12 protein-coding genes are annotated in these 15,387 nt (G+C 64.9%); 10 read left to right on the forward strand and 2 right to left on the reverse strand.

Annotation, left to right across the window (positions count from 1 at the left end):
- Positions 1 to 232: 232 nt before the first annotated feature.
- The 4 genes from AC1D14_RS18530 to AC1D14_RS18545 all read left to right on the forward strand — a co-directional run bounded on the left by AC1D14_RS18530 (position 233) and on the right by AC1D14_RS18545 (position 3,682).
- A complete protein-coding gene (locus AC1D14_RS18530; RefSeq protein WP_230119726.1) occupies positions 233 to 829 on the forward strand; it encodes an ATP-dependent Clp protease proteolytic subunit in 597 nt (198 codons plus the stop codon).
- 38 nt (positions 830 to 867) lie between these two features.
- Positions 868 to 1,527: an ATP-dependent Clp protease proteolytic subunit gene (locus AC1D14_RS18535; RefSeq protein ID WP_230119727.1), complete on the forward strand. Its 660-nt coding sequence runs from the start codon at positions 868 to 870 to the stop codon at positions 1,525 to 1,527.
- A 183-nt stretch (positions 1,528 to 1,710) separates the two neighbouring features.
- Positions 1,711 to 3,000 (forward strand): ATP-dependent Clp protease ATP-binding subunit ClpX, encoded by a 1,290-nt coding sequence (clpX, locus tag AC1D14_RS18540; protein WP_230119728.1) that lies wholly within the window; start codon positions 1,711 to 1,713, stop codon positions 2,998 to 3,000.
- A gap of 67 nt (positions 3,001 to 3,067) precedes the next feature.
- Positions 3,068 to 3,682, forward strand: a complete 615-nt coding sequence (locus AC1D14_RS18545) for a mycothiol-dependent nitroreductase Rv2466c family protein (RefSeq protein ID WP_476882314.1) — start codon at positions 3,068 to 3,070, stop codon at positions 3,680 to 3,682.
- A 344-nt stretch (positions 3,683 to 4,026) separates the two neighbouring features.
- On the opposite strand, the gene valS is transcribed toward AC1D14_RS18545, so the two are convergent.
- Positions 4,027 to 6,648, reverse strand: coding sequence for a valine--tRNA ligase (valS, locus tag AC1D14_RS18550; protein WP_476882315.1), 2,622 nt, complete (start codon positions 6,646 to 6,648; stop codon positions 4,027 to 4,029).
- Between the two features lie 74 nt (positions 6,649 to 6,722).
- On the opposite strand from valS, the gene AC1D14_RS18555 reads away from it, so the two are divergent.
- Entirely contained in the window at positions 6,723 to 7,091 is a 369-nt protein-coding gene (locus AC1D14_RS18555; RefSeq protein WP_476968942.1) for a DUF488 domain-containing protein, read from the forward strand.
- A gap of 31 nt (positions 7,092 to 7,122) precedes the next feature.
- On the forward strand, positions 7,123 to 7,884 hold the full coding sequence (locus tag AC1D14_RS18560; RefSeq protein ID WP_230119732.1) for an SDR family oxidoreductase: 762 nt from the start codon (positions 7,123 to 7,125) through the stop codon (positions 7,882 to 7,884).
- Between the two features lie 56 nt (positions 7,885 to 7,940).
- Here the strand turns inward: AC1D14_RS18560 and AC1D14_RS18565 are convergent, their stop codons facing one another.
- Entirely contained in the window at positions 7,941 to 9,098 is a 1,158-nt protein-coding gene (locus tag AC1D14_RS18565) for an endonuclease/exonuclease/phosphatase family protein (RefSeq protein WP_476968943.1), read from the reverse strand.
- 407 nt (positions 9,099 to 9,505) lie between these two features.
- Here AC1D14_RS18565 and ileS point away from each other — a divergent pair, with 407 nt between their 5' ends.
- The 4 genes from ileS to ndk are packed head-to-tail and all read left to right on the forward strand — an operon-like array spanning position 9,506 to position 15,127.
- Entirely contained in the window at positions 9,506 to 12,832 is a 3,327-nt protein-coding gene (ileS, locus tag AC1D14_RS18570; protein ID WP_476968944.1) for an isoleucine--tRNA ligase, read from the forward strand.
- A gap of 5 nt (positions 12,833 to 12,837) precedes the next feature.
- Entirely contained in the window at positions 12,838 to 14,199 is a 1,362-nt protein-coding gene (locus AC1D14_RS18575; RefSeq protein WP_230119735.1) for a bifunctional folylpolyglutamate synthase/dihydrofolate synthase, read from the forward strand.
- Positions 14,200 to 14,202: 3 nt separating this feature from the next.
- Positions 14,203 to 14,667 carry a DUF4233 domain-containing protein gene (locus AC1D14_RS18580; protein WP_230119736.1) on the forward strand — a complete coding sequence of 155 codons (465 nt, stop codon included), beginning with the start codon at positions 14,203 to 14,205 and terminating at the stop codon, positions 14,665 to 14,667.
- Between the two features lie 40 nt (positions 14,668 to 14,707).
- Entirely contained in the window at positions 14,708 to 15,127 is a 420-nt protein-coding gene (gene ndk / locus AC1D14_RS18585) for a nucleoside-diphosphate kinase (protein WP_230119737.1), read from the forward strand.
- The last annotated feature ends 260 nt before the right edge of the window (positions 15,128 to 15,387 follow it).

Consider the following 15,387-nt stretch of genomic DNA (forward strand, 5'->3'; position numbering starts at 1 on the left):
TAACGGCAGCCCCCGGATCCGCGGATCCGGGGGCTGCTGTGTTTAACCTCAATGGCCGGCGGAAGGCGCCGCCTCAGCCGCCCGCGGCAGTCGTGCGCCGTCAGCGAACAGCGCGATTCCGACGAACAAAACCGCTGCGAAAGCAGTTAGTGTCCAAGTAGTGAAGTTCAGTGATGTCACCGTCACCAGCGAGAGGTAAGTACTTATGTCACAGCAAGCAGGGGCGCCCCGCATGGCAACTGTCGATCCGGCAGCCCAGGACAACTACATCTACAACCGACTGCTGAAAGAGCGCATCATCTGGCTTGGCTCCGAGGTCCGCGATGAAAACGCGAACGCGATCTGCTCGCAGCTGCTGCTCCTGTCGGCAGAGGATCCGAACAAGGACATCTACCTTTACATCAACTCTCCCGGCGGCTCCGTCACGGCCGGTATGGCGATCTACGACACCATGCAGTTCATCCCGAACGACGTCGTCACCGTGGCCACCGGGCTTGCTGCCTCCATGGGCCAGTTCCTGCTGTCCTCCGGCACTAAGGGCAAGCGTTACGCCACCCCGAACGCCCGCATCTTGATGCACCAGCCGTCCGGCGGCATCGGCGGCACGGCCTCCGACATCAAGATCCAGGCCGAACTGATCCTGCACATGAAGAAGGTCATGGCCGAACTGACTGCGGAGCAGACGGGCCAGACGGTGGACACCATCCTCAAGGACAACGACCGCGACAAGTGGTTCACCGCAACCGAAGCACTGGAATACGGCTTCTTTGACAAGATCTCCGCCCACGCCGGCTCTGTAGCCGGTGGCGGCGGAACTGCCCAGAACTAACCGGCACGCAGAGCGAATTGAATCCAGGAGTAAAGAACATGAACTACAACTTCGGCTCGACTGCCGGCAACCTGCCGACCAGCCGCTACGTGCTGCCCCAATTCGAAGAGCGCACGCCCTACGGCTTCAAGCGCCAGGACCCCTACACAAAGCTCTTCGAGGACCGCATCATCTTCCTCGGCGTCCAGGTCGATGACGCGTCCGCCGACGACGTCATGGCTCAGTTGCTGGTGCTGGAGTCCACCGACCCGGACCGTGACATCACCCTGTACATCAACTCGCCGGGCGGCTCCTTCACTGCCATGACCGCGATTTACGACACCATGACGTACATCCGTCCGGAAATCCAGACCGTCTGCCTGGGCCAGGCGGCCAGCGCCGCAGCCGTCCTCCTCGCTGCAGGAACGCCCGGAAAGCGTCTCGCACTGCCCAACGCCCGCGTGCTGATCCACCAGCCCTCGCTGTCCGGCGGCCAGGGAGGCCAAGCCTCTGACCTGGAGATCCAGGCGGCCGAGGTCATGCGGATGCGGTCGTGGCTGGAAGACACGCTGGCCAAGCACTCCGGCCGGACGCCGGAGCAGGTCAACAACGACATCGAGCGGGACAAGATCCTGACCGCGGCCGAGGCCATGAACTATGGCCTCATTGACCAGGTGCTGGATTCCCGCAAGATCAAACCGCAGGCGATTGCAAGGTAGAAGCGGCTGTCCCCGGCGCCGGTGTGGTTCAGTTTTTTTGGACCGCACCGGCGTCCGGTTTCACCCTCTTGGGCCGAATGTGACCTAGAGTGGATGTAATCACGGCCAGACCGCGACGGGTGACCGTGATTCAAGCAACCGGTGCAAGGCTGCACTCGCAGCAAGATACTAAGGGGTTCACATATGGCTCGGATTGGCGAGAGCACGGATCTGCTCAAGTGCTCTTTCTGCGGAAAGAGCCAGAAGCAGGTACGCAAGCTTATTGCCGGGCCCGGCGTGTATATCTGCGACGAGTGCATTGAACTCTGCAACGAGATCATTGAAGAGGAACTCGCCGAAGTGGCCGATCTGGGCAGTTTTGAACTGCCCAAGCCCCGGGAGATTTTCGATTTCCTCCAGGAATATGTCATCGGCCAGGAACCCGCAAAGCGGTCCCTCGCCGTCGCCGTCTACAACCACTACAAGCGGATCCAGGCCGGCCACGCTCCCAAGAGCGGCAGCCTGGCGGACGGTGTCCACCATGACGACGTCGAGATCTCCAAATCCAACATCCTCCTGATCGGCCCCACCGGCTGCGGCAAGACCTACCTCGCGCAGACCCTCGCCCGCCGCCTCAACGTGCCCTTCGCCGTGGCCGATGCAACTGCCTTGACCGAAGCTGGGTACGTGGGCGAGGACGTCGAAAACATCCTGCTGAAGCTCATCCAGGCAGCGGACTACGACGTCAAGAAGGCTGAGCAGGGCATCATCTACATCGACGAGATCGACAAGATCTCGCGCAAGAGTGAGAACCCGTCCATTACCCGCGACGTCTCGGGTGAGGGCGTGCAGCAGGCGCTGCTCAAGATCCTCGAGGGCACAGTGGCCTCCGTTCCGCCGCAGGGCGGCCGCAAGCACCCGCACCAGGAATTCATCCAGATCGACACCACCAACGTGCTGTTCATCGTGGCTGGCGCCTTTGCCGGCCTGGAGGACATCATCGGCTCCCGGTCCGGCCGCAAGGGCATCGGTTTCGGGGCGCCGCTGAACGAGGTCAAGAACACCACTGACTCGTACGGCGAAGTGATGCCGGAGGACCTGCTCAAATTCGGCCTCATCCCGGAATTCATCGGCCGCCTCCCGGTGATCACCACAGTCTCGAATCTGGACCGTCCCGCGCTGATCCAGATCCTCTCCACTCCCAAGAATGCCCTGGTGAAGCAGTACCAGAAGATGTTCCAGCTGGACGGTGTTGAACTCGTGTTCGACGACGCCGCCCTGGACGTGATTGCAGACCAGGCGCTCGAGCGCGGGACCGGTGCACGCGGACTACGCGCCATCATGGAGGAAGTCCTCCTGCCGGTGATGTTCGATCTGCCCAGCCGCGACGATATCGCCAGCGTTGTGATCACGGCGGACGTTGTAGCCAAGAAGGCGCAGCCCACCATGATTGCGCACGACGTCGTCGCGAAACGCCGGAATAAATCCGCCTAGATTCTCGCTGTCGCCTAGGCGTGCCCTGGGTACGCAACACCCTGATGACTTTTCGAGGAGATTCGCTGTGTCTGAAACCGCTGCCAACAAAGCTGATTTTTGGTTCGACCCCCTGTGCCCCTTCGCCTGGATCACCTCGCGCTGGATCGGTGAGGTGGAAGATGTTCGCGACATCACCACGGAATGGCACGTCATGAGCCTCTCCGTGCTGAACGAGGGCCGGGACCTGGACCCCAAGTACCGGGAAGCCATGGACAAGGCGTGGGGACCCGTGCGCGTGATCATCGCCGCGCAGGAACAGCACGGCGGCCGAGTGGTCAAGGACCTCTACGACGCCATGGGCACGCAGATCCACGACGGCGGCCAGAAGGATTTTTCGATTGTCATCGGCAAGGCCCTCGCCGACTGCGGTTTGCCGGCGGATCTGGCCCACGCTGCGGAGTCCGACGCGTATGACCCCCAGCTGCGGGCGAGCCACGAACAGGGCATTTCCCTGGTGGGCCAGGACGTCGGGACACCCGTGGTGGCGTTCAACGGCACGGCGTTTTTCGGCCCCGTCCTGACCCGCATTCCGCGCGGCGAAGAGGCCGGCCGGCTGTGGGACGCCGCGGTCACACTGGCCTCGTTCCCGCACTTCTTCGAGATCAAGCGCAGCCGCACCGAAAGCCCCGCCTTCGACTAGCCGGGTGCCCTGTTCGAAGGGACCAAGAGCCCCGGGAGAACTACATGCGAGTAGTTCTCCCGGGGCTCTTGCGCATCCAAATGAGGGGGACAACAATGGTTCTTACCCAATTCGAAAGAAAAGGGACGCAGGAACCAAAGATTCAGTGACACTCATCCGACGCAGCCTTCGGCAAAGTCAGATGATGGCTACCAGTGACAAGGTAGGAAGACCTGAAACTTCTGAGGATCTTGCCAGACCGTCATAGATGTCACCAGATGGCCGAAAGTCGAAGCCCCACCAACGGCAAAACGCTGATGGGGCTTCCCCTTTGCCCGGAAACTTTTAGCGGGCGTGCAATCCGGTCAGGCCGGCCCGGTCTCCTCGGCTGGAACCAGCACCACGTCGCTGACACTCAGTTCGCCGTCACCCGCTATCAGCGTGATTTCGCGGGCGTTGGAGGCCGCCTTCAGATCAGCCAGACCTGCCTTGAGCTGCGTGGTGAGCGATTCGGTGGCCGTGATGGTGGCAGACAGAACCTCGGTGCGCTGCTTGACCTTGGCCTCCGACTTCGCCTTCCGGATGCCGCTCAGGGCCAGGCCCACCGTCGCGAGCAGCGTGGTGTCTCCGTCCGCGACCTCAAGCGCCGCAGGCCATTCAGCGCGGTGTACTGAGGCGTTTCGCCACCAGCTCCAGACTTCCTCGGTGGCGAACGGCAGGAATGGCGCGAAGAGCCTGAGCAGGGTGTCCAGGCTGGTGGCCAGCGCGGCGAGCACTGAGGCCTGCTCTGTTTCACCCGCGGCCCCGTAGGCGCGGTCCTTGATGAGCTCCACGTAATCATCGGTGAACTGCCAGAAGAAGCTCTCGGTGATCTGCAGTGCCCGGGCGTAGTCGTAGTTCTCAAATGCCTTGGTGGACTGCGTCACGACGTCGGAGAGCTGCGCCAGGACGGCGCGGTCAAGCGGGTTGGTGAGAACCGCGTGGTCGTCCGTTACCACCGAGTTTTCCGTCGCACCCAGGTTCAGGACGAACTTGGAGGCGTTGAGCAGCTTGATGGCCAGGCGGCGGCCGATCTTCATCTGCGCAATTTCATACGCCGTGTCCGCGCCGAGCTTGGCCGAGCTGGCCCAGTAGCGGACAGCGTCGGAGCCGAACTCGTTGAGCACGTCCGTGGGCACCACCACGTTGCCCTTGGACTTGGACATCTTCTTGCGGTCCGGGTCCAGGATCCAGCCGGAGATGGCCGCATGCTTCCAGGGGGCCGTGTTCTGCAGGGCGTCTGCGCGCACCGCGGACGAGAACAGCCAGGTGCGGATGATGTCGTGGCCCTGCGGGCGGAGGTCGAAGGGGAAGACGTTGGCGAAGAGCTCCTCGTCCCTGCTCCATCCGCCAACAATATGCGGCGTCAGGGAAGACGTGGCCCAGGTGTCCAGGACGTCGGCGTCACCGGTGAAACCGCCCGGAACGTCGCGCTGCGCTTCGTCGTAGCCGGGGGCCGCGTCCGCGGCGGGGTCCACGGGAAGCTGCTCGTCGGCGGGCACGACGGGGGCGTCGTAGTCCGGGTTCCCGTCCGCGTCCAGGGGGTACCAGACAGGCACGGGCACGCCGAAGAAGCGCTGCCGGGACACCAGCCAGTCGCCGTTGAGGCCGGAAATCCAGTTCTCGTAGCGTGAGCGCATGAAGGCCGGATGGAACTCGATCTCGTGACCTCGCCGGATCAGGCGTTCGCGGCGGTCCTCGTCGCGGCCGCCGTTGCGGATGTACCACTGGCGGGAGGTTACTACCTCGAGGGGCTTGTCGCCCTTTTCGAAGAAGTTGACCGGGTGCATGATCTTCTTCGGCTCGCCGTCGAGCAGTTCGGCCGCAGCGAGGAGCTCCACCACGGCTTCCTTGGCGCTGAAGACGGTCTTGCCGGCGATGGCGGCGAAAGCTTGCCGGCCCTCTTCCGTGGTGATCCACTCGGGCGTTTCGCCGATGATGCGTCCGTCGCGGCCAACAATGGCGCGGGTGGGCAGCTGGAGTTCCCGCCACCAGGTGACGTCGGTGAGGTCACCGAACGTGCACACCATGGCGATGCCGGAGCCCTTGTCGGCCTTGGCCAGCGGGTGGGCCTTGACCTCAAGCTCGACGCCGAAAAGGGGAGACGTGACCTTCTTGCCGAACAGCGGCTGGTACCGTTCGTCGTCAGGGTTTGCCACGAGCGCCGCGCAGGCGGCGAGCAGCTCGGGGCGGGTGGTCTCGATGTAGATCTTTTCGCCGTTTTCAGTAAAGAACGGGTAGCGGTAGTAGGCGCCGGCAACTTCGCGGTCCTCAAGCTCCGCCTGGGCGACGGCGGTGCGGAACGTGACGTCCCAGAGGGTGGGTGCCTCGGCCATGTAGGCATCGCCGGCAGCCAGGTTCTTGAGGAAGGCACGCTGGGACACGGCACGGGAGGTGTCGTCGATGGTGCGGTACGTGAGGTCCCAATCGACGGACAGGCCGAGGGTCTGGAACAGGTTCTCGAAAACCTTCTCGTCCTCAACGGCGAGTTCCTCACAGAGCTCGATGAAGTTCTGCCGGGACACGACGTCAAAGTCGCGCTGATTCTTGGCAGCCTGTGCCGGCGGCCGGTAGTCGGCGTTGTAGGGGATGGCTGGATCGCAGCGGACGCCGTAGTAGTTCTGCACGCGGCGCTCGGTGGGCAGGCCGTTGTCGTCCCAGCCCATCGGGTAGAAGACGTTCTTGCCGGTCATGCGCATGTAGCGGGCCTGGACGTCGGTCTGCGTAAAGGAGAACATGTGGCCCACGTGGAGGGACCCCGATGCCGTGGGCGGGGGAGTGTCGATCGAGTAGACCTGCTCCCGGGTGGTGTCCGGGTTGAACTTGTAGGTTCCTTCGTCCAGCCAGCGCTGCGTCAGGGCAGCCTCAAGGCCTTCAAGGGCCGGCTTGTCGGGAACGTTGATGGGGGCGGTGGCGGGCGTGTCTGTACCCTGCGTTGATTCAGCCATGGGCCAATTGTTTCATGACCTTAGACGGGAGCCTGCAGCAGACCGCCCGGTGAACCTGCAGTAGCATGCCGCCTATGGAGAATGCAGACGGTCCCTTTGTGATCAAGCGCATTTACGAGGACCCCGCGGACGACGACGGCTGCCGGGTTTTGGTGGACAGGCTCTGGCCGCGCGGGGTCAGTAAGGAACGCGCCCGTCTTGAGCTGTGGCTCAAGGAAGTCGCGCCCTCCCCGCCCCTCCGGCAGGAATTTGCCCACATGCAGGAGCGTTTCGCCGACTTCCGGGCGCAGTATGAAGCGGAACTCGAACAGAACCCCGCAGTGGGGCAGCTGCTGGACCTGGCCCGCGGCCACACGAGGGTGACGCTGCTCTACGGTGCGCGGGATCCGGAAGTGAACCACGCCCGGGTGCTGCTGGAGTTCCTACAGGCGAGACGCGGCTGAGGCATGCTCCGAATGCCGTTAGGGTGGTGCCATGACTGAGGTATCGAAGAACAAAGCAGCTGTCGTCACAGGTGCAAGCACCGGCATCGGCGAGGCGACCGTCCGGGCGCTGAGGGCCGAGGGGTGGACGGTTTATGCCGTTGCCCGGCGCCAGGAGCGGCTGGCCGCGCTGGAAGCTGAGACGGGTGCCGTCGGAATTCCGGCTGACATCGCCGAAGACGGTGACGTTGCCAGGCTCCTGGCCGAGGTGACCGCCGCAGGCGGCATCGACACCCTGGTCAATATCGCCGGCGGAGCCCGCGGCGCGGATCCGGTGGGGCAGGCCCAGACCGATGACTGGGAGTGGATGTACCGGGTGAACGTCCTGGGGACCATGAAACTTACTCGCGCCTTCCTCCCGATGCTGCGCGAAAACGGTGAGGGCACTGTCCTGAACCTGACGTCCACAGCGGGGCTCGTGGCCTACGAGGGCGGCGCCGGATACAACGCCGCCAAGTTCGCCCAGCACGCCGTGACCGGAGCGCTTCGCCTTGAGGAAGCCGAAAACAATGTCCGCGTGATCGAGGTTGCCCCGGGGCTCGTCCAGACCGAGGAGTTCGCCCTCAACAGGCTGGGCGACGCGCAAGCCGCCCAAAAGGTCTATCAGGGCGTGGAAAACCCACTGACGGCCGCCGATGTGGCGGACGTGGTGCGCTACGCCGTCTGCGCACCGCACCACGTGAACCTGGACCAGATCGTGATCCGTCCGGTCGCGCAGGCGGCCAACCACAAGCTGATCCGCAAGCAGGCCTGAACACCTGAGGTTCACTCGGGGTTGATGGGCGAATACGGCATGAAGCTGCCCCGGGCCTAGCCCGCTGCCGGGATCCTGAGCGTGGCCAAAACCGCGGCGTGATCCGTTCCCGGGATCCGATGCACGGCATAGCCGGAACTGGCGATCTGCGGGCTCGTGACGAGGTGGTCGATGGTGATCCCGGGCAGGGGCATGCCTTCCATCGGCCACGAGGGGACCAGCCGCAGGCCCGCGGCGGTTCCCACGTCAACCAACTTCAATCCTGAACCGTTGGCGTTGCCGTCGAGCACTGCCCGGAACTCGGAGTGGTCGTAGGTGGCGTTGAAGTCTCCGATCAGCAGGCGGTTGGCCGGCAGTCCGGGAGGACTCCCGTGCGCTGCCGTCCCCGCGGCCGTCCCCGCAGCCGGACTCGCTGCCGTCCCCGCAGCCGGACGATCCTGCGCAGCGAGCCGCCCGAGTGCCGCCAGGTCGCTGCGCCATTGGGCGACGCGGACGTCCACCGGCGGCAGCGCGTGGACGTTCGTGACGTCGAGCGTGCTTGTGCGGCCGGTGTCCTCGATCGCCAGCCGGACCGTAGGCATTTGGAACGGCGTGTCAGGCAACATCCCCAGGGCCTGCATTGGATGGGCAGAATAGATCGCGCTCCCGGCGCCGTCGTCCGTTGGACTGCTGATCCTGTGGGGCAACAGGCTTCCCAGCCCCTCGGATGCCAGGCTGTCCTCAAGGTCCTGGGTGTGTTCCTGAACCGTGAGCAGATCGACGCCGTTCTCCCGGACCAGGCGGACGATCTCCGCCGCATCGGCCTGGCCGAATTCGGAGTTGATGTTCATGGCCGTCAATGACGTGGCGGCGGCGGACTGGCCCGGCAGGGAGCGCCCGGCGTCCAGGGGAAAGAGCCAGAACAGCTGGGCGGCCAGCAGCACAGCGGCCGCGGCGTTGACCCACACCCGGCGGCCGGCCAGCGCCAGCCCCAGAGCCAGGACGGCGGGAACCACCATCCAGGGCGTGAAAGACAGCAACTGGACCACGGGCGTCGGCCATTGCGCGGGGACGGCCCGGAAGATCGACAAGGACGCCACAGGCACAAGGACGGCGAGCGCCAGCAGCCGCCACGCGAAACCCCTGCCGCGGCTCGAAGCGGGGGATTGCGGGGAACCGGGGGGATTCGAGGAAGCAAGGCCTCGTTCCGAGGAGTCCGGGGCGGGGACTGTCATGGCATCGAGTCTAGGCAGGAAACAGCGCTTGACGCCCGTTCTGGAGGGTCCCCTCGGTTATGGCGTCCGGGAGCACAGCCGTTAGACTGGTGCCAACAGCTTTGACCCGGCCATCACCGGTGAGCTTCCGGAAGAACCCCGGCCCGGTACTCATGAAATGACCGAACTCATGAACCAACCGTGCAGGCCAGTAGAACCGGACGGGTAAGCCCGTCACAGCAGTAATGAGCGGCCGGCGCCGGAACAGCTCCTTTGGGGGCCAGTCCCTGTGCCGGTAAGTGAGGTGGTACCGCGGTGCCGGCATCGTTGGGCAGTGACACTGGACAGTGACACGGGACAACGGCGTACGGGCCGTCCTCGCATCCTGAATGATCCACTTGTTCACCAGCTCAACCCAGGATGTCGAGATGACCTATTACCCCAAGGCTTCTGCCGCACCGTCAGGCGCCAACACCTCCGGCGTGTCTGCCTCCGTGAAGTTTCCGGAGATCGAGGAGCGCATCCTCAAGTACTGGGATGAGGACGGCACCTTCCAGGCAAGCATCGACCAGCGCCATCCGGACCTTCCCGGCGGAACGTCCGGCAGCAACGAATTCGTCTTCTACGACGGCCCTCCCTTCGCCAACGGCCTGCCGCACTACGGCCATTTGCTGACCGGCTACGCCAAAGACCTCGTGGGCCGGTACCAGACCCAGCGCGGCAAGCGGGTCGAGCGACGCTTCGGCTGGGACACCCACGGGCTGCCCGCCGAGCTGGAAGCCATGAAGCAGCTCGGCATGACGGACAAGACCCAGATCGAAGCCATGGGCATCGACAAGTTCAATGACGCCTGCCGCGCGTCGGTGATGAAGTACGCCAACGAGTGGAAGGCGTATGTCACCCGGCAGGCGCGCTGGGTCGACTTCGACAACGACTACAAGACGCTCAACGTCGAGTACATGGAGTCGGTGCTGTGGGCCTTCAAGCAGCTGCACGAGAAGGGCCTGACCTACAACGGCTACCGTGTGCTGCCGTACTGCTGGAAGGACGAGACGCCGCTGTCCAACCATGAGCTGCGCATGGACGACGACGTCTACAAGAACCGCCAGGACCAGACCGTCACGGTGACCTTCCCCATCACGGCGGCGGACTCCGGGCTCTCCCGGCAGCTTGCCGGAGTCCAGGCGCTCGCCTGGACCACCACCCCCTGGACGCTGCCCACCAACCTGGCGCTCGCCGTCGGGCCTGCCATCACGTACGCCGTGCTGCCCGCCGGCCCCAGCGGCGTCAAGGCTGCCTCCCCGGAGGCGCCGGTCACCGGCAGGTTCCTGCTCGCCGAAGACTTGCTCGGCACCTACGCTAAGGATCTGGGGTACGACGACGGTGCTGCCGCGGCCGCCGCCGTCACATCAACCCACACGGGCGCGGAGCTGGAGGGCCTCGAGTACGAGCCGTTGTGGCACGACTTCAGCGACACCGAAAAGTTCGGCACCGAGAACGCCTGGCGGATCCTTGTGGCCGACTACGTCACCACCACGGACGGCACGGGCATCGTCCACCAGGCACCCGCCTACGGTGAGGACGACCAGAAGGTCTGCGAGGAAGCGGGCATCCCCGTGGTCCTGTCCGTGGACGAAGGCGCCAAGTTCCTGCCGCTGTTCAAGCATGGCGACCTGCACGACATCGCGGGGCTGCAGGTCTTCGAGGCCAACAAGCCCATCACCCAGGTGCTGCGCGCCCAGGGACGGCTGGTCCGGCAGGCCAGCTACGAGCACAGCTACCCGCACTGCTGGCGCTGCCGCAACCCGCTGATCTACCGGGCCGTGTCCTCCTGGTACGTGGAGGTCACCAAGTTCCGCGACCGCATGTCCGAGCTGAACCAGGAGATCAACTGGATCCCGGGCAACGTCAAGGACGGCCAGTTCGGCAAGTGGTTGGCCAACGCCCGCGACTGGTCCATCAGCCGCAACCGCTACTGGGGCAGCCCGATCCCGGTGTGGCAGTCCACCGACCCGGAGTACCCGCGCACCGACGTCTACGGTTCGCTCGCCGAAATCGAGGCCGACTTCGGCCGGCTCCCGCTGAACAAGGACGGCCAGGTCGACCTGCACCGGCCGTTCATCGACGAACTGACCCGCCCTAACCCGGACGATCCCCGTACCCCCGACGAGGGCCAGTCCGTGATGCGCCGCGTCGAGGACGTGCTGGACGTCTGGTTCGACTCCGGCTCCATGCCGTACGGCCAGGTCCACTACCCGTTCCAGAACGAGGCGTGGTTCGACACCCACAACCCCGCGGACTTCATCGTGGAGTACATCGGGCAGACGCGCGGCTGGTTCTACATGCTGCACATCCTGTCCACAGCGCTGTTTGACCGTCCTGCCTTCCGGAACGTGATCAGCCACGGCATCGTGCTGGGCTCCGACGGTCAGAAGATGTCCAAGAGCCTGCGCAATTACCCGGACGTGTCTGAGGTCCTGGACCGCGACGGCTCCGACGCCATGCGCTGGTTCCTCATGTCCAGCCCCATCCTGCGCGGCGGCAACCTCGTGGTCACCGAACAGGGAATCCGCGACGGCGTCCGGCAGGTCATCCTGCCGCTGTGGAACGTGTACAGCTTCTTCACCCTGTACACCAACGCGGCCAAGGGCGGGGACGGCTACGACGCCCAGCTCCGCTACGACGGCTACTCCGACACCCTGGACCAGTACCTGCTGGCCAACACCGGCGACCTGGTCCGCAACATGACCGTCCAGCTGGACAGTTATGACATCTCCGGCGCCTGCGACGAGCTGCGCAGCTACCTGGACATGCTCACCAACTGGTACGTACGCCGCAGCCGCCAGCGCTTCTTCGACGAGAACGCCGACGCCTTCGATGCGCTGTACACGGCGCTGGAGGCGGTCTGCCGCGTCTCAGCTTCGCTGTTGCCGCTGGTCTCGGAGGAAATCTGGCGCGGACTCACCGGCGGCCGCTCCGTGCACCTGGCCGACTGGCCGGACGCCGATCTGTTCCCGGCCAATGCCGGTCTGGTCGAGGCGATGAACCGCGTCCAGCAGATCTGCTCCACCGGTTCCTCCCTGCGCAAGGCCGCGAACCTCCGCGTCCGCCTGCCGCTGCAGGAACTCACGCTGGTGGCACCGGGGGCGGATGCGCTGGGCGGGTTCGCTGCCGTCGTCGCCGATGAACTGAACCTGCGGTCGGTGCGCCTGCTGGATGCCGCCAGCGCCTCTCCGGAGGAGTTCGGCATCGAGCAGAAGCTCGTGGTCAACGCCCGGGCGGCGGGCCCACGCCTCGGCAAGAACGTCCAGCAGGCCATCAAGGGGTCCAAATCCGGGGACTGGTCGGTTTCGGACTCCGGCGTGGTGACCGCAGGCGGACTCGAGCTGGAGCCGCAGGAATACTCGCTGGAGACGATGGTTGCCGAGTCCGCCGGCGGTTCCGGCTCCGCATCTTCTGCCGTCGCAGTATTGCCCACCGGAGGCTTCGTGGTGCTCAACACCGAGGTCACCCCCGAGCTTGAGGCCGAAGGGCTGGCGCGGGACATGGTGCGCGCCATCCAGCAGGCACGCAAGGACGCCGGACTCAACGTGAGCGACCGGATCCGGACCACGGTCACCGCGGCACAGAACGTGGTGGACGCCCTGCTGGCCAACGCCGAACTCGTCAAGACCGAAACCCTGACCCTGGAGCTGGACACCGTTCCGGCCGGCTCAGGGGAACCCCTCATCACCGTCGAAAAAGCAGAGGCCTGAATCTTATGACCGACGAATTCTCCGTGGAGAGCGTCTACGCCGAGCTGCTGGGCCGGGCGCCGGAAAACAAGATGGAACCCCGGCTCGCGCCCCTCTTCCGGGCCATGGATGTGCTGGGGGAGCCGAACAAGGCGTTCCCGATCATCCACGTCACAGGCACCAACGGCAAGACCTCCACGGCACGGATGATCGAGGCCGGCCTCCGCGCGCACGGCCTCAGCACCGGCCGCTACACCAGTCCGCACCTGTCCAAGGTCACGGAGCGGATCAGCGTGGACGGCGCGCCGGTGTCCGACGAGACGTTCGTCCGGATCTGGGACGAAATCAGGCCCTACCTGGAAATCGTGGACAACGAACTCCTGGCCGAGGACCAGCCCAGACTGACCTACTTTGAGTGCCTGACCATTCTCGCCTTCGCCGTCTTCGCGGACCAGCCCGTCAATGTGGCGGTCATGGAGGTGGGCCTGGGTGGCATCACCGACGCCACGAACGTGGGCGACGGCCAGGTAGCCGTGATCACGCCGATCTCCCTGGACCACACGGACCTCCTGGGTGACACCACAGAGGACATCGCCTACGAGAAGGCCGGCATCATCAAGCCGGGCGGCTTCCTCATCAGCGCGGCCCAGCCCACGGATGCTGCCCAGGTCCTGCTGGAGAAGGCCAAGGAAGTACAGGTGCCGTTCCGCTTCGAGGGCGTGGAGTTCGGCGTCGAATCGCGGCAGGTCGCCGTCGGCGGGCAGGTTGTGACCATCCAGGGACTTGCGGGTCGCTACCCGGAGCTGATGGTGCCGCTCCACGGCGCGCACCAGGCCGAGAATGCGGCGGTCGCCGTCGCGGCGCTCGAGGCGTTCCTGGGCGGTGGCGAGAAAGAGCTGGACGCCGAAGTGCTGCAGGAAGCGTTCGCCACGGTCACGTCCCCGGGCCGCCTTGAGGTGCTCCGCACCGCGCCCACCATCATCGTGGACGCAGCGCACAACCCGGAGGGCATCCGCGTTTCGGCCGAGGCCATTGAGGAAGCCTTCAGCTTCAGCAAGATCGTTGCAGTGGTCGGTGTCCTCAAGGAAAAGGACGCCGAGGAGATCCTCCGCCAGCTCAAGGCGTCCCTGGGCGGTCTCGCCGAGGAGTTCTGCTTCACGCAGTCGAACTCGCCGCGGGCGGTTCCGGCCGCGGAACTGGCGGAGCTCGCCGTCGACCTCGGCTTTGGTGAGGAGAACATTCACATCGCCGAGAAGCTGGATGATGCCCTCGAATGGGCTGTGGAGCGCGCTGAGGCCAACGAAGATCTTGCCGGCGGCGTGCTGGTGACGGGCTCCATCACCTTGGTGGCGGAAGCCCGCATCCTGCTCGGAAAAACGGAGGCCTGACCCATGGCCAAGCTGACCAAAGCCCAGCGCGAATGGCGGCCGGGCATGCCCAAAAAACGCAGGTCCACCAAGGTCATGTTCGCGTCCACGGTGCTGCTGCTGGAGGCTTTCGTGGCGTTCTTCGCTACGCTGGCCGTCTTCGGACTGCGGCGCAGCGAGATGTCCCCGGTGCTAATCCTCGCCGTGGGCATCGGGCTGAGCGTGGTCCTGGTTCTGGCCTGCGCCGTCCTGTCGAAACCGTGGGGCGTGGCGCTCGGCTGGGTCCTGCAGCTGGTGCTCATCCTCGCCGGGTTCGTGGAGCCCCTGATGTTCCTCGTGGGCGTTCTGTTCGCCCTCGCCTGGTGGTACGGCATCAGGACAGGCATCCGGATCGACGCCGAAGCCGCCCAGCGGGCCCGGGAGCAGGCCGAATGGGATGCCGCGCATCCCGACGGCCCGCGCAGTGAAGGCGCCGGCCAGAACCCGTAGACTTAGCCGGAAACCCACAACCAACCACATTGGAGCAGCTGTGAGCATTGAGCGCACCCTCGTCCTGATCAAGCCCGACGGCGTCACCCGTAACCTGACCGGCGAAATCCTTGGCCGCATCGAAGCTAAGGGCTACACCCTGGCTGAGCTCAAGAAGGTAAATGCCACCCGGGACCTGCTCGAGCAGCACTACGAAGAGCACGTGGGCAAGCCGTTCTACGAGCCGCTGGTTGAGTTCATGCTCAGCGGCCCCGTGGTTGCCGCGATCTTCGAGGGCCACCGCGTGATCGAAGGCTTCCGCTCGCTGGCCGGCACTACCGACCCGACGACGGCGGCCCCGGGCACCATCCGCGGCGACTTCGGCCGCGACTGGGGCCTGAAGGTCCAGCAGAACCTCGTTCACGGCTCCGACTCAGTGGACTCGGCCGAGCGCGAAATCAAGATCTGGTTCGAGTTCTAAGCGTTTCCGCGCCCTCGCTAAAAACCGCGAACAAACACTTGAGGCCCCATTTCCACGGGCTTGGGTTCTAGCGGTCGTTGCAACACCCCGACTTTTGGGAGTTGCAACGACCGTGGTTCGTTTAAGCGGTGATTCATCAGGATCCGGGTGGTACTCGCAGGATCAGAAGGATGCATTTTTCGCGGTGTTTGACCGCTTGGGGAGTACGGCAGCGGCCGCGAGAGAGTTGGGGTTGAACCGGTTCACCTGTGCAGGCTGGG

The organism is Arthrobacter sp. P1_B11 (genome assembly GCF_056406715.1).

Bases quoted from the DNA above. Each gene is read 5' to 3' on its own strand.
- AC1D14_RS18530 (WP_230119726.1), top strand. From the start codon at position 233: ATGGCAACTGTCGATCCGGCAGCCCAGGACAACTACATCTACAACCGA.
- AC1D14_RS18535 (WP_230119727.1), top strand. From the start codon at position 868: ATGAACTACAACTTCGGCTCGACTGCCGGCAACCTGCCGACCAGCCGC.
- clpX (WP_230119728.1), top strand. From the start codon at position 1,711: ATGGCTCGGATTGGCGAGAGCACGGATCTGCTCAAGTGCTCTTTCTGC.
- valS (WP_476882315.1), bottom strand. From the start codon at position 6,648: ATGGCTGAATCAACGCAGGGTACAGACACGCCCGCCACCGCCCCCATC.
- AC1D14_RS18555 (WP_476968942.1), top strand. From the start codon at position 6,723: ATGGAGAATGCAGACGGTCCCTTTGTGATCAAGCGCATTTACGAGGAC.
- AC1D14_RS18560 (WP_230119732.1), top strand. From the start codon at position 7,123: ATGACTGAGGTATCGAAGAACAAAGCAGCTGTCGTCACAGGTGCAAGC.
- AC1D14_RS18565 (WP_476968943.1), bottom strand. From the start codon at position 9,098: ATGACAGTCCCCGCCCCGGACTCCTCGGAACGAGGCCTTGCTTCCTCG.
- ileS (WP_476968944.1), top strand. From the start codon at position 9,506: ATGACCTATTACCCCAAGGCTTCTGCCGCACCGTCAGGCGCCAACACC.
- AC1D14_RS18575 (WP_230119735.1), top strand. From the start codon at position 12,838: ATGACCGACGAATTCTCCGTGGAGAGCGTCTACGCCGAGCTGCTGGGC.
- AC1D14_RS18580 (WP_230119736.1), top strand. From the start codon at position 14,203: ATGGCCAAGCTGACCAAAGCCCAGCGCGAATGGCGGCCGGGCATGCCC.